Origin of the sequence: Streptomyces sp. BBFR2 (assembly GCF_044497305.1) — a bacterium.
In the GTDB taxonomy this organism is placed as follows: domain Bacteria; phylum Actinomycetota; class Actinomycetes; order Streptomycetales; family Streptomycetaceae; genus Streptomyces.
Genome location: NZ_CP172415.1, coordinates 403181 through 422798, shown reverse-complemented (window position 1 = coordinate 422798; position 19618 = coordinate 403181). Strand labels below are relative to the sequence as shown.

Annotated in this window: 12 protein-coding genes; 5 read left to right on the top strand and 7 right to left on the bottom strand. The window is 73.0% G+C overall.

Annotated features, from left to right (window positions below; translation table 11 throughout):
- Positions 1 to 35: 35 nt before the first annotated feature.
- A complete protein-coding gene (locus ACGH2B_RS01515; protein WP_399082788.1) occupies positions 36 to 971 on the top strand; it encodes a DUF6397 family protein in 936 nt (311 codons plus the stop codon).
- Here the strand turns inward: ACGH2B_RS01515 and ACGH2B_RS01510 are convergent.
- Positions 908 to 1768, bottom strand: coding sequence for an acyl-CoA thioesterase (locus ACGH2B_RS01510; RefSeq protein WP_399082785.1), 861 nt, complete (start codon positions 1766 to 1768; stop codon positions 908 to 910). The two genes, ACGH2B_RS01515 and ACGH2B_RS01510, sit on opposite strands and share 64 nt — an antisense overlap.
- Positions 1769 to 1805: 37 nt before the next feature.
- Positions 1806 to 4319, bottom strand: a complete 2514-nt coding sequence (locus ACGH2B_RS01505; protein ID WP_399082783.1) for a DEAD/DEAH box helicase — start codon at positions 4317 to 4319, stop codon at positions 1806 to 1808.
- Between the two features lie 133 nt (positions 4320 to 4452).
- On the opposite strand from ACGH2B_RS01505, the gene ACGH2B_RS01500 reads away from it, so the two are divergent.
- Entirely contained in the window at positions 4453 to 5244 is a 792-nt protein-coding gene (locus ACGH2B_RS01500) for a metal-dependent hydrolase (RefSeq protein WP_399082780.1), read from the top strand.
- Between the two features lie 251 nt (positions 5245 to 5495).
- Here the strand turns inward: ACGH2B_RS01500 and ACGH2B_RS01495 are convergent, their stop codons facing one another.
- Complete coding sequence (locus tag ACGH2B_RS01495) at positions 5496 to 7277, bottom strand: ABC transporter ATP-binding protein (protein ID WP_399082777.1); 1782 nt, start codon at positions 7275 to 7277, stop codon at positions 5496 to 5498.
- On the bottom strand, positions 7274 to 9142 hold the full coding sequence (locus ACGH2B_RS01490) for an ABC transporter transmembrane domain-containing protein (RefSeq protein ID WP_399082774.1): 1869 nt from the start codon (positions 9140 to 9142) through the stop codon (positions 7274 to 7276). The genes ACGH2B_RS01495 and ACGH2B_RS01490 overlap by 4 nt, the downstream gene beginning before the upstream one ends.
- A 502-nt stretch (positions 9143 to 9644) precedes the next feature.
- On the opposite strand from ACGH2B_RS01490, the gene ACGH2B_RS01485 reads away from it, so the two are divergent.
- Positions 9645 to 10406: a L,D-transpeptidase family protein gene (locus ACGH2B_RS01485; RefSeq protein WP_399082771.1), complete on the top strand. Its 762-nt coding sequence runs from the start codon at positions 9645 to 9647 to the stop codon at positions 10404 to 10406.
- Positions 10407 to 10640: 234 nt separating this feature from the next.
- On the opposite strand, the gene ACGH2B_RS01480 is transcribed toward ACGH2B_RS01485, so the two are convergent.
- A complete protein-coding gene (locus ACGH2B_RS01480) occupies positions 10641 to 12122 on the bottom strand; it encodes a Gfo/Idh/MocA family protein (RefSeq protein ID WP_399082768.1) in 1482 nt (493 codons plus the stop codon).
- Between the two features lie 393 nt (positions 12123 to 12515).
- On the opposite strand from ACGH2B_RS01480, the gene ACGH2B_RS01475 reads away from it, so the two are divergent.
- A complete protein-coding gene (locus ACGH2B_RS01475) occupies positions 12516 to 13916 on the top strand; it encodes an alpha-amylase family protein (protein ID WP_399082765.1) in 1401 nt (466 codons plus the stop codon).
- A 43-nt stretch (positions 13917 to 13959) separates the two neighbouring features.
- Here ACGH2B_RS01475 and ACGH2B_RS01470 read toward each other — a convergent pair whose 3' ends face one another.
- Both ACGH2B_RS01470 and ACGH2B_RS01465 read right to left on the bottom strand, forming a co-directional pair.
- The gene (locus tag ACGH2B_RS01470) at positions 13960 to 16896 is read right to left on the bottom strand and encodes an FAD-binding and (Fe-S)-binding domain-containing protein (protein WP_399082762.1); all 2937 of its coding nucleotides are present in this window, start codon (positions 16894 to 16896) and stop codon (positions 13960 to 13962) included.
- 169 nt (positions 16897 to 17065) lie between these two features.
- A complete protein-coding gene (locus tag ACGH2B_RS01465) occupies positions 17066 to 17560 on the bottom strand; it encodes a MarR family winged helix-turn-helix transcriptional regulator (RefSeq protein ID WP_399082759.1) in 495 nt (164 codons plus the stop codon).
- A 99-nt stretch (positions 17561 to 17659) separates the two neighbouring features.
- Between ACGH2B_RS01465 and ACGH2B_RS01460 the strand changes: the two genes are divergently transcribed.
- Positions 17660 to 19525: an ABC transporter ATP-binding protein gene (locus ACGH2B_RS01460; protein ID WP_399082756.1), complete on the top strand. Its 1866-nt coding sequence runs from the start codon at positions 17660 to 17662 to the stop codon at positions 19523 to 19525.
- The last annotated feature ends 93 nt before the right edge of the window (positions 19526 to 19618 follow it).

The following is a 19618-nucleotide window of genomic DNA, read 5'->3' as shown; positions in this document are numbered from 1 at the left end:
CTGTCAGTGACCAACCGGACTGCGGGGGAATCGCCATGACAGTCATGCACGACGGACAGCAGACGTTCACGATGGGCCAGGCCGCCCGCGAACTGGAGCTGAGGACAGGGGAGTTGGAGCTGGCCATCCAACTCGGTGCGGTACGCACGGTCCCGGCGGGGAACACCGCGCGGCCCGGCCCGGCGCACCACCGGCGCCGCGTCCCCGCCGGAGAGATCGACCGGCTGCGGTCCGAGCCGGACTACCCGGACGCCTTCCGGGAGCGGATCCGCACCGTCGGCACCACCGAAGCCGCCGCCCTGATGGGCATCGGCCCCGGCCGCTTCCTGCGCCTGACCAAATCGGGCTGCTTCGCCCCCGTCAGGTTCTACGTCAACCGCTACGGCGCCCTCGTCTGGCTCTACCTCGCCTCCGAGGTCGCCCTCTTCACCCGCCGCGAGCCCGAGGCGCTGCACGCCAACACCCCGGCGGCGGTACGGACGATGCTGGACGCGGGGCAGGACTGGCGGGCCCGCCAGTGGCGTGGCCGACGCGTCGCCCAGCTCATGGGGCAGGCGGCCGACGCCTGGGAGGAGGCCGCCGTCATCGCCGCGGTGCTGCCTCCGGAGGAGTTCGCCTCCGTCGTCCCCGACCCGGCGGAGCGCGCCGTGCTCCGCGGCCTCAAACCCCACTTCGCCTCCGTGATCACAGCGACCGCGGCCGCCCGTGAATCCTTCGAAAGCGTGCTCACCGCCGAGGAGTTCGACGAGGTGCTGTGGTACCGCGTCAATCTCTCCCGCGCCGTCGCACGGGCCCGCACCGCGGCACCGCACCGCACACGGAGCGTCACCGGCGGGCCGGGCGCCATGCCCCGCCGACGACGGCCCACGGCGCCGGCCGGCCCTGAACGGCGCCGGCCGTCCGCCCCTCACACCGGGCGGAAGAGGCCCTCCTGGACGACGGAGACCAGCAGCCTGCCCTCCCGGTCGTAGATCGAGCCGCGGGCCAGACCCCGGCCACCCGTCGCGATGGGGGATTCCTGGTCGTACAGGAACCACTCGTCGGCGCGGAACGGCCGGTGGAACCACATGGCGTGATCGAGGGAGGCCATGTCGAAACCGCGCGGTCCCCAGAGCGGCTCGACGGGGAGGCGGACCGCGTCCAGCAGCGTCATATCGCTGGCGTAGGTCAGCGCGCAGGTGTGCACCAGCGGATCGTCACCGAGCGGCCCGACCGCGCGCATCCACACCGCGCTGCGCGGCTCGGCCCCCTCGACCTCCTGCGGTGTCCACCGCAGCCGGTCGACGTACCGGATGTCGAAGGGCTGCCGCCGGGCCATGCGCTCCAGGGCCTCGGGCACCGTGCCCAGATGCGCGCGGGCCTCCTCCGCGATCGTCGGGAGGTCCTCCGGCCCGGGCGCCTGACGGAGCGGCAACTGATGGGTGAAGCCGGGTTCCGGCTTGTGGAAGGAGGCGGTCAGATTGAAGATCGTGCGTCCCTGCTGGACGGCGACGACCCGGCGCGTGGTGAAGGAACGCCCGTCACGCACTCGCTCGACCTGGTACACGATCGGCACCCCGGGGCGGCCCGGGCGCAGAAAGTACGCATGGAGGGAGTGGACCGGCCGGTCCCCCTCCGTGGTCCGTCCGGCCGCCACCAGCGCCTGTCCCGCGACCTGCCCGCCGAAGACCCGCTGGAGGGACTCCTGCGGGCTCCGGCCGCGGAAGATGTTCACCTCGATCTGCTCCAGGTCGAGCAGATCGACCAGCCTCTCCGCCGGATTCGTCATGATCTTCGGCCCTCCTCGACGGCCCGCCGCACCCCGCTCACAGTTGACCCACCTCCGTGACCCGCACCACCGCGCGTCCCTCCTCGTCGGAGGCGGCGAGATCGACCTCTGCGGAGATACCCCAGTCATGATCGCCGTTCGGGTCGGCGAAGGTCTGCCGCACCCGCCACATGCCGTGCTCCGCGTCCTCCTCGATCCGCAGCAACTTCGGGCCGCGCGCGTCCGGGCCGGTGCCCAGCTCCTCGTACTCGTCCCAGTAGGCGTCCATCGCCTCGCCCCAGGCATCGGCGTCCCAGCCGGAGTCCGCGTCCAGCTCACCCAGCTCCTCGACCTTGTCCAGCGCCGCGAGCTCCACCCGCCGGAACATCGCGTTGCGGACCAGCACACGGAACGCCCGCGCGTTCGCCGTGACTGGCCGGACCTGATCGGCGCGCTCCGCGGCCTCCTCCGCCGTCTCCGTCTCCGGATTGGCCAGTTGCTCCCACTCGTCCAGCAGGCTGGAGTCGACCTGCCGCACCATCTCGCCCAGCCAGGCGATGATGTCTTCGAAGTCCTCGGACTTGAGATCGTCGGGGACGGTGTGATCCAGCGCCTTGTACGCACTCGCCAGGTACCGCAGCACGATGCCCTCGGTACGCGCCAGCTCGTAGAAGGACGTGAACTCCGTGAAGGTCATGGCGCGTTCGTACATGTCGCGGATGACCGACTTGGGCGACAGCGGATGGTCGCCGACCCATGGGTGGCTGTGGCGGTAGAGCCCGTACGCGTGGAAGAGCAGATCCGCCAGGGGCTTGGGGTACTCGACGTCCATGAGCCGCTCCATGCGGTCCTCGTACTCGACGCCGTCGGCCTTCATCTGCGCGACCGCCTCGCCGCGCGCCTTGTTCTGCTGGGCCGCGAGGATCTGCCGCGGATCGTCCAGCGTGGACTCCACGACCGACACCATGTCCAGCGCGTACGACGGCGACTCCGGGTCCAGCAGATCGAACGCCGCGAGCGCGAACGTCGACAGCGGCTGGTTCAGCGCGAAGTCCTGCTGGAGGTCGACGGTCAGCCGGACGATGCGGCCCTCCGCGTCCGGCTCGGCCAGCCGCTCGACGATGCCGCCGTCCAGCAACGACCGGTAGATCGCGATGGCCCGCCGGATGTGCCGGAGCTGATTGCGGCGCGGCTCGTGGTTGTCCTCCAGCAGCCGACGCATCGCCTCGAACGCGTTGCCCGGCCGGGCGATCACGGACAGCAGCATCGTGTGCGTCACCCGGAAACGCGAGGTCAGCGGCTCGGGATCGGAGGCGATCAGCTTCTCGAAGGTGTTCTCACCCCAGTTGACGAATCCCTCGGGCGCCTTCTTCCGCACGACCTTGCGGCGCTTCTTCGGATCGTCGCCCGCCTTCGCCAGCGCCTTCTCGTTCTCGACGACGTGATCGGGGGCCTGCGCCACGACGAATCCCGCGGTGTCGAAACCGGCCCGGCCGGCCCGCCCCGCGATCTGGTGGAACTCCCGGGCCCGCAGCGTCCGCACCCGGGTGCCGTCGTACTTGGTCAGCGCGGTGAACAGCACCGTACGGATGGGCACGTTGACGCCCACGCCCAGCGTGTCCGTCCCGCAGATCACCTTCAGCAGACCGGCCTGCGCCAGCTTCTCGACGAGCCGCCGGTACTTGGGCAGCATCCCCGCATGGTGCACGCCGATGCCATGCCGGACGTAACGCGACAGGTTCCGCCCGAACTTCGTGGTGAAGCGGAAGTTCCCGATGAGCTTGGCGATCTCGTCCTTCTCGGCACGGGTGCACATGTTGATGCTCATCAGCGCCTGCGCCCGCTCCACGGCCGCCGCCTGCGTGAAGTGCACGATGTAGACCGGCGACTGGTGGGTCTCCAGCAGTTCGGTCAGCGTCTCCGTCATCGGCGTCGCCCGGTACTCGTACGACAGCGGAACGGGCCGGGTCGCCGACCGCACCACCGACGTCGGCTTGCCGGTGCGCCGGGTCAGGTCCTCCTCGAACCGCGACATGTCGCCGAGCGTCGCGGACATCAGGATGAACTGTGCCTGCGGCAGCTCCAGCAACGGAATCTGCCAGGCCCAGCCGCGGTCCGGCTCCGCGTAGAAGTGGAACTCGTCCATCACGACCTGGCCGATGTCGGCGTCCTTGCCGTCCCGCAGGGCGATGGAGGCGAGCACCTCGGCGGTGCAGCAGATCACCGGGGCGTCCGCATTCACGGACGCGTCGCCCGTGAGCATGCCGACGTTCTCCGTGCCGAACAGCTTGCACAGATCGAAGAACTTCTCCGACACCAGCGCCTTGATCGGCGCCGTGTAGAAGGTGACCTGGTCGTGGGCGAGCGCGGTGAAGTGGGCGCCGGCCGCCACCAGGCTCTTACCGGAGCCGGTCGGGGTCGACAGAATGAGGTTCGCGCCCGAGACCACTTCGATCAGCGCCTCCTCCTGGGCAGGGTAGAGCGTGATGCCCTGCTGCTCCGCCCAGCTCGAAAAGGCTTCGAAAAGGGCATCGGGGTCGGCGTCTTTCGGCAAATGATCGATGAGGGTCACGCCCCCATACTGCCTGGCCCCGGCCGGTATCCGGGAACCGGCCGCTCATATGGAGATCATCTGACGCTACGCTGTGTCGCCGACCAGGCGTCACAGAGACCGGACACCGTAATTCAAGGGGTGGGGAACGACCATGATGGGACCGGCGCATTCGCTGTCCGGGGCCGCGGCCTGGCTGGGGGTGGGAGCCGCTGCCGGAGCCGCCGGGTATCCGATGCCCTGGCCCGTGCTCGTCTGCGGCACCCTGATCTGCGCCGGTGCGGCGCTCGCCCCCGACCTGGACCACAAGTCCGCCACCATCTCGCGCGCCTTCGGGCCGCTGTCGCGGATGGTCTGCGACGTGGTCGACAAGCTCTCGCACGCCGTCTACAAGGCGACGAAGATGCGCGGCGACTCCCATCGGGCGGGCGGTCACCGCACGCTCACCCACACCTGGCTCTGGGCCGTTCTCGTCGGCGGCGGGATGTCGCTCCTCGCCGTCCAGGGCGGCCGGTGGGCGGTGCTGGGCATCCTCTTCGTCCACATGGTGCTGGCCATCGAGGGGCTGCTGTGGCGCGCCGCCCGGGTCTCCAGCGACATCCTGGTGTGGCTGCTGGGTGCCACCATGGCGTGGATCCTGGCGGGCATCCTCGACCAGCCGGGCAACGGCGCCGGGTGGCTGTTCACCGAGCCCGGGCAGGAGTACCTCTGGCTGGGCCTGCCGATCGTCCTCGGCGCGCTGGTGCACGACATCGGCGACGCCCTGACGGTCTCGGGCTGCCCGGTCCTGTGGCCCATCCCGATAGGCCGCAAGCGCTGGTACCCGATCGGCCCGCCGCAGGCCATGCGGTTCCGCGCCGGAAGCTGGGTCGAGCTGAAGATCCTCATGCCCGCGTTCATGCTCCTCGGCGGCATCGGCGCGCTCGGGGCGCTCGGCTACGTCTGACCCGCCGCGGGCGGACGGCGCGGCTCCCGGCGGCACGATCCGGTTCCACCGGGGGCGCGCCGGTCCCGCCGTCCGCCGGGTCCCGCCCGGCCGATGCCCGTCGCGAGCGTGTCACCCGGCGCTCGCGCCGGTACCGGCCGGGCCCGCTCCCCGCTCCGGTGGATCGTCCGGCCCGACGCCGTCCGGCCGCCGCACGCGCCGGGCGGATCGGCGGTCATCCCGCTCCGCCCGGCGGATGGCCGGTCCGTGCCTCAGCCGTGCCAGGAACGCCACAGCGCCGCGTACGCGCCGTCGGCGGCGACCAGCTCCTGGTGGCTGCCGAGTTCACTGATCCGGCCGCCCTCGACCACCGCGATCAGATCCGCGTCATGGGCGGTGTGCAGCCGGTGGGCGATGGCGATCACCGTCCGGCCGTCCAGCACCTGCCCCAGCGACCGTTCCAGGGCCCGGGCCGCGCGTGGGTCCAGCAGCGACGTCGCCTCGTCGAGGACGAGCGTGTGCGGATCGGCGAGCACCAGCCGGGCCAGCGCGATCTGCTGCGCCTGCGCGGGCGTGAGCGTGTGCCCGCCCGAGCCGACCTCGGTGTCCAGCCCGCCGGGCAGCGCCCGCGCCCAGCCGTCGGCGTCGACCGCCGTCAGCGACGCCCACAGCTCGTCCTCGGCGGCACCGGTGCGGGCCAGCAGCAGATTGTCACGGAGCGACCCCACGAAGACGTGATGCTCCTGGTTGACCAGCGCCACATGGGAGCGGACCCGTTCGGCGGGCATCGCGGACAGCTCCGCGCCGCCGAGCGTCACCGAGCCGGTGCGCGGTCCGTAGATCCCGGCCAGCAGACGGCCGAGCGTCGATTTCCCGGCCCCGGACGGGCCCACCAGCGCGAGCCTGCTGCCGGGCCGTACCCGCAGCGACACCTCGTGCAGCACGTCCACGCCCGGCCGGTAGCCGAAGCGCACCTCGTCGGCGTGGACGTCCCGCCCGTCGGGGGTGAGCGCCGGGTCGGTGGCGTCCGGCGCGATCTCCCGTACTCCGACGAGCCGGGCGATGGACACCTGGGCCACCTGGAGTTCGTCGTACCAGCGCAGGATCATGTCGACCGGCTCGGTCATCATCTGCGCGAGGAGCGCGCCGGTCGTGAGCTGCCCGGGGGTGATCCAGCCCTGGAGGACGAAGACGCCGCCGAGGATCAGCACCGTCCCGTGGAGCAGCACGTACGTCACGTTGATGACCGGGAAGAAGACCGACCGGAGGTAGAGCGTGTACCGCTCCCAGCGGGTCCACTCGCGCACCCGCCGGTCGGAGAAAGCCACCCGCCGCCGGCCCAGGCGGTGTGCCTCGACGGTGCGGCCCGCGTCGACGGTCTCGGTGAGCGCGGCGGCCACCGCCGCGTATCCGGCGGCCTCGGACCGGTAGGCGCGGGGCGCCCGGGCGTAGTACCAGCGGCAGCCGATGATCAGCAGCGGGAGCGCGAGGACGACGGACACGGCGAGCGGCGGCGCGGTGACGACCAGCCCGCCCAGCAGCAGGGCGATCCAGACCACCCCGATGGCGAGTTGGGGCACGGCTTCCCGCATGGCCTCGGAGAGCCGGTCGATGTCCGTGGTGATACGGGACAGCAGGTCGCCGGTGCCCGCCTTCTCCAGGACACCCGGCGGCAGCGCCACCGACCGTACGAGGAAGTCCTCCCGCAGGTCCGCCAGCATCTCTTCGCCGAGTACGGCCCCGCGCAGCCGGACGATGCGGACGAAGACCGTCTGCGCCAGCAGCGCGGTGAGGAAGAGCGCGACGGTGACGCCCAGCGGGATCGAGGTGGCGCCGCGGGCGAGGTCCTCGACGAGTCCGCCGAGGAGGTAGGGGCCGGTCATCGACGCGACGACCGCCGCGGTGTTCACGCCGATGAGCAGGGCGAACGCGCCGCGGTGCCGCCGCAGCAGCCCGGCGACGTAGGACCGCACCGTCGCCGGGGATCCGACCGGCAGGGTCGGGGCGGTCTGCGGGGCGTTGGGATCGTGCTCCGGCGGGGCCAGGCCGATCATGCGGTCTCCTCGATCGGTGCGGTACGGGCGGTGGTGTCCGCGGGCCGGGGCCGGCCGTCGTCCGGGAGGCCGGGCGGCGCGGTGTCACGGGTGACGACGGCGCGGTACGCGGGGCAGGTGCGGAGCAGTTCGCGGTGCGGGGCGGCGGCGACGAGCGAGTCGCCGCGGAGGAGGACCACCTGGTCCGCCCGGTCCAGGAGCAGCGGGCTGGAGGTGAGGACGACGGTGGTGCGGCCGGTGCGCAGGGCACGCAGCCCGTCGGCGATACGTGCCTCGGTGTGCGCGTCGACGGCGCTGGTCGGCTCGTCCAGGACCAGGACCTCGGGGTCGGCGACGAGGGACCTGGCGAGGGCCAGACGCTGGCGCTGGCCGCCGGAGAGGGACCGGCCGCGTTCGGTGATACGGGTCGTTTCCGGGTCGCCGGAGGCGTCCGCCGACGCCTGGGCCAACGCGGCCAGCACATCGCCGCATTGGGCCGCGTGGAGCGCCTCGGCCGCCTCGACACGGCCCGAGGCGGGGACGTCGAGAAGGTCGCCGAGGGTGCCCGAGAGGAGTGTGGGGTCCTTGTCCTGGACGAGTACGGCGGCGCGCGCCGTATCGCGCGGGACGTCATCGAGCGGGATGCCGCCCAGGAGGACGGAGGGTCGGGCATCGCCGGGTGCCGGGGGAGCGGTGCCGGTTCCGCCGGAGCCGCCGTCCGGGGTTTCGTCGTCGGGTGCGTGGCCGCCGAGACGGTCGGCGAGGCGCCCGGCGGCGTCGGGGTCGCCGCAGACCACGGCGGTCAACCGGCCCGCGATGGCGGTCAGTCCGGTCACCGGGTCGTGCAGATCTCCGGTGAGCGGGGCGTCAGGGGCGATGCGTCCTCCGGTGGGGCGGGTCAGGGCCAGCACCCGGGCGGCGCGGTCGGCGGAGGGGCGGGCGAAGGAGTACGCCATGGCCGTCTCCTCGAAGTGGCGCAGCGGGAAGAGGAGGAAGGTGACGGCGCTGTAGACGGTGACCAGTTCGCCGACCGCGATCCGTCCCTGGAGGGCGAGGTGGACGCCGTACCAGACCACCGCGACGAGCAGCAGTCCCGGGAGGGCGACCTGGACGGCGGAGATCAGCGACCACATGCGGGCGCTGCGGACCGCGGCCCGGCGCTGTTCCTGGGAGGCGGCGCGGTAGCGGTCGAGGAAGAGGTCCTCGCCGCCGATACCGCGCAGGACGCGCAGCCCGGCGACGGTGTCGGAGGCGAGTTCGGTGGCGCGTCCGGCCTTGTCGCGCTGGGCGTCGGCGCGCCGGGTGGCGGGCGGCAGCAGCGGCAGTACCGCCAGCGCGATGACGGGGGCGCCGACGGCGACGACGGTGCCGAGGGCCGGCTGGTAGAACACCAGGGCCACGCAGACGCCGACCGAGGTGACGGCGGCGGCGCCGAACCGGGAGACGCCCTCGACGAGCCAGCCAATTTTTTCCAGGTCACCCGTACCCACGGCCGTGATCTCGCCGGAGGCGACCCGGCGGGTGAGGACGGCGCCCATGGCGGTGGCCCTGCGGGCGAGGAGTTGCTGCATCCGGGCGACCGCGGTGATCCAGTTGGTCACCGCCGCCCGGTGCAGCATCGTGTCGCCGAGGGCGACGAGCACACCCAGCACGGCCAGCAGCCCGCCGGCCAGGGCGAGTCGGGAGCCGGAGCGGTCGATGACCGCCTGGACGGCGAGGCCGACGGGCACCGGGAAGGTGGCCTGCGCACCGGTGTGCACCAGCCCCCAGAAGAGGGCCTTGAGCTGGCCGCCCAGTTGGGTGCGGTAGAGCCAGCGGAGGAGTGCGCCGCCGCTGCGGGCGTCGGGTTCGCCGGGGTCGGCGTAGGGAAGGTCGCGAATCTGCATGGTGTCCAGAGGCGTTGAGGCGGGGCGCCGGGTACGGCGCGCGGGCGGCGGCGGGCCGGATACGGCCCTGTCGGGCGGGGACGGAGCGGTACCCGCTCTTCGTACGGTCGGAGTCGGAGGCGGATACGGCCCCGGCGGTGGGGCGGGCGCGGTCGGGGGTCCGTGGCGGTCGGCGGCGGGAGCGGGGAGCGGCGCGGGTGCGGTGCGCCCGTGGTGCCCGGTGCCGGGTGCCCGCGCTCGCCGCCGGGCGGTCCCGTCCGGTGCCGGCCGGGCCGTCACCGGGCGAGTGCGCGCGCCGGACGCCGCGGCTCCCGCCGGGCGGGCGGATGACGCGGCGTCGCGGACACGCTCAGGCAGGCTGGCGTGGCGCCCGGCCGATTTCAAACGGTTTTTCCGCGGCGCGGGCGATCCAGGACAGCTCCGCGCCGGGCGACGGTCCGTGACGGGGGCGCGGCCGGACCGCGGCTGAGGCGTTGTCGGTGGTGGGTGGGAGCATGGGGACATGCGACTTGCGGGTGGTGTGATGCGGGCCGTGGCGTCGGCCGCGGCAGGGCTGGTGCTGCTGGTGGGCTGCGGCTTTGCCGGTCAGGGCACCGGCCGTGGTGACGACCACGCCGGTGGCCGGGCCCCCGGCAGGCACGGCGCCGGCAGCGGCGGCGCGGACGCCGCCCGCGCCGCCCCGCTCACCCGCGTCCCCGGTGTCGGTCCGGAGCTGCGCGCCCGTATCCCCGCCGCCTCGCGGCAGGTCGTCGCCGTCTACGGCCGTGGCGCGGATTCCCCCGACGCCACGCTCGTGCTCTACGACAAGGGCGCCGAGGGCTGGGAGAAGAAGGGGAGCTGGGCGGCGCACAACGGGCGGCGCGGCTGGACGACGGGCCATCACGAGGGCGACAGGCGCAGCCCGGTCGGGGTGTTCACGCTGACCGACGCGGGCGGGGTGCTCGCCGACCCCGGGGCCCGGCTGCCGTACACGCACACGGCGGCGTTCACCCCGCCCGCGTACTGGTCGAAGAACACCCGGCACGACTTCGACTACGTCGTCGCCGTGAACTACAACCGCGTCCCGGGCCGGTCGCCGCTGGACCCGGAGCGGCCCGAGGGGCAGGCCAAGGGCGGCGGGATATGGCTGCATCTCGACCACGGCAGCGGCACCTCGGGGTGCGTCAGCATCACCAAGGAGGGCATGGCCGCGCTGCTCCGCGCCCTCGACCCGGCCCGCCGCCCGGTCGTGGTGATGGGCGACCGGGCCCACCTCGCGGGGTGAGGTGCGGGCCCGGTCGGCGACGGTCAGGTCCCGCCGCCGACCGTCAGGGAGTGCCCCCGCGGTCCTCCCGTCCTCCCGGTCCTCGCGGGGCCGTGGCGTCCGGTCGGCGCGCGCGGTGGTGTCGCTTCCTCCACCGGCACCCGGCCCGGCGGGCAGGGGGTTCCGCCCCGCGATGGAGGGCAGCGGACGCCACGGCCCGGCCCGCGAAGACCGTGAAGGCCGCCCGGCTTTGCGCTACTCCGCGGGCTTCTCCGAGTCCATCCCGGGCCGTGCCTTCTTCCAGTGGCCGCGGGTGAAGTCGGGGATCTCCTGAGGTGCGCCGCCCGCCCTGATGGAGGCGTCGCTCAGCGGGACGGGTGCGGTCCAGGTCGCCGCGTCGTAGACGTCGAAGTCGGGTACGAGGCCGAGACGCATGCACTGCATCAGGCGGAAGACCAGCATGTAGTCCATACCGCCGTGGCCGCCGGGCGGGTTGGCGTGCTCCTTCCAGAGCCAGTGGTCCCACTCCGCGTACTTCCCGAAGTCGCCCCACTCGTCGTTGCTGTGGTCGGGCTCGATGTAGATGCGTTCCGGGTAGTCCTCGAAGACGCCCTTGGTGCCGCCGAGGCTGTTGATCCGGCTGTAGGGGTGCGGGGTGGAGACGTCGTGTTCGAGGCGGATGACGCGGCCCTTGGCGGTCTGTACGAGGCTGATCGTCCGGTCGCTCTCGATGTACGACTCCTTCCAGCTCGGGTCGCCGGGCGGCATGTGCTCCTTGCGGTACGCGGCCAGACCCAGTGCGGGTGTGCCGAAGCTGGCGATGCGGACCGCGCGGTCACCGCGGTTGACGTCCATGTAGTTGGCGACGGGGCCGAAGCCGTGGTTGGGGTAGAGGTCGCCGCGGAGCCGGGTGTGCCACAGGCGGCGCCAGGGCCCCTCGTAGTACTCCGGGTCGAACATCAGGCCGCGCAGATCGTGGTTGTAGGCGCCGGCGCCGTGCAGCAGATCGCCGAAGAGTCCGGCGTGCGCCATGCGCAGCACCCGCAGCTCGTTCCTGCCGTAACAGCAGTTCTCCATCTGGAAGCAGTGTCTGCGGGTGCGTTCGGAGAGGTCGACCAGTTCCCACAACTGGTCGATGCGGAGGGCGAGCGGGCACTCCACGCCGACGTGTTTGCCGTGGCGCAGTGCGGTCGCGGCCATGTCGAAGTGGCGGTCCCACGGGGTGGCCGCGTAGACGAAGTCGATGTCGCTGCGGGCGCAGAGGTGGACGAAGTCCTCCTCGCCGTTGACGTAGACGGCGGGCGCGGGCTGCCCGGCGTCGGTGACCTTCTTGGCGGCGCGGGCGGTCTTCTCCTTGACCGGGTCGCAGAGGGCGACGACGCGGACGCCGGGGACCGCCAGGAAGAGGTCGATCATGCTGCCGCCGCGGTTGCCGAGCCCGATGATGCCGACGCGGACGGTGCGGCGCGGTGCGAACGGCACCCCGATCATGGTCCTGCCCTTGGCCGCCGGGGCTGCCGCGCCGGGTGCCGCGGCGGGTGCCGCGGCGGGGCTGCCGGCGGGGGACGCGGCCGTCGCCCGGCCCGCCGTGAGCCCGCCGAGACCGAGTCCGGCGCCCGCGGCGCCCGCGGTCCACAGGACCGAACGGCGGCTGGGGCGGGAGTCGTCGGCGGGGGAGTCCGCGGCGGGGCTGCCGCCGGAGGGTGACGCCTGGTTCTGCGAGTGGGCCTCGTTCATCGGTCCTCCAGGAGAGCGGATGGCGGGGTACCTACGTGAACCTCGCCCAGGACCCTGGCGGTTGGGCGGCCGGCGGCACAAGGGGGCCGGTTGGACGGAGTGTTCGGGTACTTGGACTTCTCGTCGGTGCCCACGGGCGGCGGTACGGGGCCCGGCCCGGGGTGGACCGTCCGGGCGGCGGGCCGGCACGCGCTCCGCCCGGCGCCCCCTCTCACACGTCCCGCCCGCCCCGCAATCTCTTGCGTAAACATCTGAAAAAACTTGCGGTGAACCTTGACGTGTCCACGGAAGGGCGGCAGGCTCCGACGCGGAATCCCCCCATGGCGGCCTGGCGCGTGGCTGCTTGTTCCCGGGCGCGGCACGTCCGCGCCCGTTCGACGAAGGAGCCGCAAGATGCAGCAACGTTCCCGCGTGCTGGGCGGAACGCTGGCCGGTGTGCTGGCCGCCGCCGGCCTCACCGCGTTCATGCCCTGGCCGTCCCAGGCCACCCCGGCCCAGCAGCACCCGGCCGCGGCCGGGGAGAAGACGGTCACCGCCACCCTCTTCGAGCGCCCGTTCGCGGAGGTCGCCAAGGCGTGCACCGACCAACTCGGCCCGGCGGGCTACGGCTACGTCGAGGTCTCACCCGCCTCCGAGCACATCAAGGGCGACCAGTGGTGGACCTCCTACCAGCCCGTCAGCTACAAGATCGCCGGGCGGCTCGGTGACCGCGACGCCTTCGCGGCGATGACGAAGGCGTGCCACGCGGCCGGCGTCAAGGTCATCGCGGACGCCGTCATCAACCACATGTCCTCCGGCTCCGGCACCGGCACCGGCGGCACGCAGTACACCAAGTACGCCTACCCGGGCGCCTACCAGGACCAGGACTTCCACGGCTGCCGCAAGAACATCTCCGACTACGGCAACCGCGACGACGTGCAGAACTGCGAACTGGTGGGCCTCGCCGACCTCGACACCGGCAGCGACGTGGTCCGCGGCAAGATCGCCGCGTACCTCGACGATCTGCGGACCCTGGGCGCCGACGGCTTCCGGATCGACGCCGCCAAGCACATGGCCGCCGACGACATCGCCGCCGTCAAGGGGAAGATGAGCCAGGACCCCGGGTACTGGGTCAGCGAGGTCATCGCCGGTGGCGGCGAGGCCGTCAAGCCCGAGGAGTACACCGGCATCGGGGACGTCGACGAGTTCCGCTACGGCACCCACCTCAAGAGCGCCTTCCAGGGGGGAGACATCGCGCAGTTGAAGTCCGTCGCGGACGGCAAGCTCCCCGGTGACAAGGCCCGTACCTTCGTCGACAACTGGGACACCGAGCGCAACGGCTCCACGCTCACCTACAAGGACGGCGACCGCTACACACTCGCCAACGTCTTCCTGCTCGCCTCGCCGTACGGTTCGCCGAACGTCTACTCCGGCTACACCTGGGACGACAAGGACGCGGGCCCGCCCTCCGGCGGCGACGGCTGGACGAACGAGCACGCCGCCACCGCCGTCACCGGGATGGTCGGCTTCCGCAACACCGTCGGCTCGGCGGAACTCGCCAACTGGTGGGACAACGGCGGCAGCGCGCTCTCCTTCAGCCGCGGCGACTCCGGCTTCGTGGCCCTCAACGACGGCGACGGTGACCTCTCCCGCACCTTCACCACCGGACTGCCCGCCGGTACGTACTGCAACGTGGCCGCGGCCGAACCCGGGGACTGCGCGGGCCACACCGTCACCGTCGGCGACGACGGCACCGCGGAGCTGACCCTTCCGGCGCGGAGCGCGGTGGCGCTGCACACCGGCGCCAAGGGCTGATCCGCGCGGGGGACGCGCCGCCCCATCGGGCGCGTCCCCCGTCTCAGCCGCCGTCCGGCCGCGTCGCCCGCTCCAGCTCCGTCAGCACCGAGCGGTAGCGCGGCGTACCGAGCGCGTGGTCCATGCCGACCTCGCACATCCGGTTCGCGGACAGATACGCGTCCCACTCCCGGGCGGCGACCTCGGCGGCTTCCGGTGCGGTCGCCGACTCCGTCAGCTCCCGGTGCAGCATCCCGCGGTCCCCGGCGAACGCGCAGCACCCCGCGTCGTCCGGGACCACCACCTCCTCGGCGCACGCCTCGGCCACCCGCCGCAGCTCCGCCTCGTCGCCCAGGTGCTGCATGGAGCAGGTCGGGTGGAGCACCGCGGAGCCGGTGCGGCGGTGGACCTCCAGGCGCGGCAGCAGCTCGCGGGCGGCCCACACCACCGAGTCGGTGACGGTCAGCTCCGCGTGCAGCGCGCGGTTGGCGGGCGTCAGATACGGCACGACCTCCCGGGCGATGCCGAGCGTGCAGGACGACGCGTCGACGATCAGCGGCAGCCGTCCGCCGGCCGTCCAGCCCCAGGCCGCCTCGACGATGCGGTTGGCCATCACGACGTTGCCCCGGTCGTAGCCCTTGGAGTGCCAGATCGTGGCGCAGCACGTACCGGTCACACCCGGCGGGATCCACACCGGCGTACCGGCCCGCCGCGCGAGCGTGACCACCGCCTCCGGCAGCGACGGCCCCGTATCGCCCGCCGGTCCGCCGAAGATGCGGTTGACGCACGCCGGGTAGTAGACCGCCTTCGCCGCCGTCCGCTCGGTGGCGGGCAGTTCCCGGGCGGCGGCGCCGGGGATCTGCGGCAGCCAGCCCGGTACGAGATCGGGCCGGACGGCCTTGCGGGCGGCGCCGGTGACGCGTTCCAGCAGCCGGTCGTCGAGGTGGCCGGCGGCGGCGACGGCCAGCCGCGCGGCCCGCTCGACGCGCCCGAAGTGCCGGGCCACGAGCGCCGCCACCCGCTCCTCGCGCGGCGAGTGCCGCCGGTGGCGGAAGTCCTTCATCAGCGCGCCGGTGTCGATCCCCACCGGGCAGGCCAGTTTGCAGGTCGAGTCGCCCGCGCAGGTGTCGACGGCGTCGTAGCCGTACGCGTCGAGCAGCGCGTCGGTGACGCGGGCGGCGGGCGGCTGCCGCAGCATCTCGCGCCGGAGCACGATGCGTTGCCGGGGCGTGGTCGTCAGGTCCTCGCTGGGGCAGGTCGGTTCGCAGAAGCCGCACTCGATGCAGGGGTCGGCGATCGCCTCGACGGTGGGGATGGTCTTGAGGCCGCGCAGATGGGCCTTGGGGTCGCGGTCGAGGAGGACGCGCGGGGCGAGGATGCCGTGCGGGTCGAGGGTGCGTTTGATCCGCCACATCAACTCCGTGGCGCGCGGCCCCCATTCGCGTTCCAGGAACGGCGCGATGTTCCGTCCGGTGGCGTGCTCGGCCTTCAGGGAGCCGTCGAACCGGTCGGTGACCAGCGTGCAGAAATCCTCCATGAAGGCCGCGTAGCGGGCCACGTCGTCGGGGCGGGCCGCGTCGAAGGCGAGCAGGAAGTGGAGGTTGCCGTGGGCGGCGTGCCCGGCGACCGCCGCGTCGAAGCCGTGCCGGGCCTGGAGTTCCAGCAGCGCGGTGCAGGCGTCGGCGAGCCGCTGCGGCGGCACCGCGAAGTCCTCGGTGATCAGCGTGGTGCCGGACGGCCGGGAGCCGCCGACCGCCGTCACGAATGCCTTACGGGCCTTCCAGTAGCCGCCGATCTCCGCGAGGTCGCGGGTGAAGGCGTTGGTGACGGAGGCGACCGGCGCGACCAGTTCCAGGCCGTCCAGCAGGCGCCCGGCCGCCTCCAGCCGCGCCGCGGCCGCGTCCTCGTCGCACTCCCGGAACTCCACCAGCAGCGCGGTGGTCTCCTTCGGCAGCCGCGCCCAGTCGGCCGGCACCCCGGCCACGCTCACCGACGCCCGCAGCGTGTTGCCGTCCATCAGCTCCACCGCCCGCGCGCCCGCGTCGTTGAAGCCGGGCACGGCGGCGGCCGCGGCGCGCAGTGTGGGGAAGAACAGCAGCGCGGTCACCGGGTACGGCTCCAGCGGCAGCGTGTCGAAGACGGTCTCCGCGACGAAGGCGAGCGTGCCCTCGGAGCCGACGGCCAGCCCCCGCAGGATCCCGGCGGGCGTCGCGCCGTCCAGGAACGCGTCGAGGCGGTAGCCGTTGGTGTTCTTCAGCGTGTACTTGGCGCGGATGCGGGCCACCAGCTCCGCGTCCGCCTCGATCGTCGCCTTGATCCGCAGCAGCCCGGCGCACAGCTCGGGCTCGGCGTGCGCCAGCCGCTCGTCGGCGTCCGCCTCACCGGTGTCGACGAGCGTGCCGGACGGCAGGACGAGCGTCACCGACGCGAGCGTCCGGTAGGAGTTGCGGGTGGTCCCGGCGGTCATCCCCGACGCGTTGTTGGCGACCACCCCGCCGAGTGTGCAGGCGACGGCGCTGGCCGGGTCGGGCCCCAGCACCCGGCCGTGGCGGGCGAGCGCCGCGTTGGCCCGCAGCACCGTCGTCCCGGGCCGGATCCGGGCGCGGGCCCCGCCGTCCAGCACCTCCACGCCCCGCCAGTGCCGCCGCACGTCGACGAGGATGTCCTCGCCCTGCGCCTGCCCGTTGAGCGAGGTCCCGGCCGCCCGGAGGACGACGTGGCGGCCTTTGCCGTGGGCGTAGGAGAAGACGGCGGAGATGTCGTCGATGTCCTCGGCGAGGACGACGACCTGCGGGACGAAGCGGTAGGGGCTGGCATCGGAGGCGTAGCGGACGAGGTCGGAGACGGTGTGCAGCACCTTGCCCGCGCCCAGGAGCGCGATCAGGTCGCCGCGCAGCGGTTCGGGGGTGCCGCCCGCGCGCTCCGGGGGGACCCGGTCCGGGGCGGCGCCGCCGGTCGGTTCGGGCCGCAGGGCCTCCGGTCTCGGCTCCAGCAGGGGCATGGGACTCCTCCGGTCGGCTCGTGCCCGCCCGGGGCGCGGCCGCGACGTCCCGCCCGGCACGCGACGCCCGGTACGTACCCTCGTGGCATCGTCGGGATCACCCCGATACGCCCAGTATCAGGGCAAACCGCCGCCTGGCGGGGTCAGACACCGGACGCCGCGCGTCCCGCTAGCGGCGCGGCCCCTCCTTGTCGACCAAGGTGGCCAGCAGTCCGCCGAGTACGGTGCGCTGCTCGGCGCTGAGCGGCGCCAGGATGTCCTCCGCGGCGCTGCGGCGCGCGCTGCGCAGCGCGTCGAGGGTGGCGCGCCCGGTGGCGGTCAGTTCGACGCGGATCACCCGGCGGTTGGCCGGATCGGGCACCCGGCGGACCGCACCCTGCGCCTCCAGGGCGTCGACCAGCGTCGTCACCGCGCGGGGCACCACCTCCAGGCGGGCGGCGAGGTCGGCCATCCGCGGCGGGGTGTCGCCGTAGTGGGCCACGACCCGCAGCAGCCGCGACTGGGCGGGGGTGAAGGCGAGGTCGAGCTGGGCCATGCGGCGCGTCTGGGCGCGGTGCATCCGGCGGGTCAGCCGGACCAGTTGCTCGGCGACGTTGGCGCCGCCGGGTGCCGGATCGTGCGCCGGGGCCGGTTCCGGCTCGGGGGTCGGGTCGGGAGAGGGCATGCCCAGAGGCTATCAGGAGGGAGTTCATTGTGAGCTTAGGTAACAATGAGCTAGGCTCCGTGAAATCCACGACCGCATCCGATCTCTCCGAAGGAGCCCATGCGCCGCGACGAACCCGAGTGGACCCCGCCGCCGAAGGATCCGGACACCCCGGACCAGCCGGTCCAGATCCGGCGGATCCTCGCCCTCTTCCGCCCCTACCGCGCCCGGCTGACCACCGTCGGCCTGCTGGTCGCCGCCTCCTCCCTGGTCTCGGTCGCCGGACCGTTCCTGCTGCGCGAGATCCTCGACGTGGCCATCCCCGGCCGCCGCACCGGCCTGCTCACCCTGCTCGCCCTCGGCATGATCCTCACCGCCGTGACCAACAGCGTCTTCGGCGTCCTGCAGACCCTGCTGTCCACCACCGTCGGCCAGCGCGTCATGCACGATCTGCGCACCTCGGTCTATGCCAAGCTCCAGCGGATGCCGCTGGCGTTCTTCACCCGCACCCGCACCGGCGAGGTGCAGTCCCGGATCGCCAACGACATCGGCGGTATGCAGGCCACCGTCACCTCCACCGCCACCTCGCTGGTCTCCAACCTCACCTCGGTGGTCGCCACCGTCGTCGCGATGCTCGCCCTCGACTGGCGGCTGACCTGCGTCTCCCTGCTGCTCCTCCCGCTCTTCGTCTGGATCAGCCGCCGGGTCGGCAACGAACGTAAACGGATCACCTCGCAGCGCCAGAAGCAGATGGCCGCGATGTCCGCGATGGTCACCGAATCCCTCTCGGTCAGCGGCATCCTGCTCGGCCGCACCATGGGCCGCGCCGACGCCCTCACCCGCGACTTCGCCGACGAATCCGAGCGCCTGGTCGACCTGGAGGTCCGCTCCAGCATGGCCGGACGCTGGCGGATGGCCACCATCGGCATCGTCATGGCCGCCATGCCCGCACTGATCTACTGGTCCGCCGGACTCGTCCTGCAACTCGGCGGCCCCGCCTTCTCGCTGGGCACCCTCGTCGCCTTCGTCACCCTCCAGCAGGGCCTGCTGCGCCCCACCGTCTCGCTGCTCTCCACCGGCGTGCAGATGCAGACCTCCCTCGCGCTCTTCCAGCGGATCTTCGAATACCTCGACCTGCCCGTCCCGCTGGCCGAACCGGAGCGCCCCGTCCGCCTCGCCCGCCCCCGCGGCGACCTCCGCTTCGAGAACGTCTCCTTCGCCTACGACACCGCCGCCGCGCCCACCTTGAGAGGTATCGACCTGACCGTCCCGGCGGGCAGCAGCCTCGCCGTCGTCGGCGCCACCGGCAGCGGCAAGAGCACCCTGAGCTACCTCGTCCCGCGGCTGTACGACGTGAGCGCGGGCCGGGTCACCCTCGACGGCACCGACGTCCGCGACCTGGACTTCGACACCCTCGCCCGCGCGGTCGGCGTCGTCTCCCAGGAGACCTACCTCTTCCACGCCTCGGTCGCCGAGAACCTGCGGTTCGCCAAGCCCGACGCGAGCGACGAGGAGATCGAACGCGCCGCCCGCGCCGCCCAGATCCACGACCACATAGCCGCCCTGCCCGACGGCTACGACACCCTCGTCGGCGAACGCGGCTACCGCTTCTCCGGCGGCGAGAAGCAGCGGCTGGCGCTGGCCCGCACCATCCTGCGCGACCCACCGGTCCTCGTCCTCGACGAGGCGACCAGCGCCCTCGACACCCGCACCGAACACGCCGTCCAGCAGGCCATCGACGCCCTCAGCGCGGGCCGCACCACGGTCACCATCGCCCACCGGCTCTCCACCGTCCGCGACGCGGACCAGATCGTCGTCCTCGACCGCGGTGAGATCGCCGAACGCGGCACCCACGACGGACTCCTCGCCGCCGACGGCCGCTACGCCGCGCTGCTGCGCCGCGACACCCGCCCCGCACCCGACGGCGCCCCGGGTGATCCACGCCTCACCGGTCACCCGGTGCCGCAGGAAGTGACCCGCGGGTAGGGTCAGGCGCGCGGCGGCCGGTTCAACGGTCGGGGCGGCCGCCGCACCCCCACCCGGCACGCGCCCGTCCGGTGCGCCCGGCAGGGCTCCGCC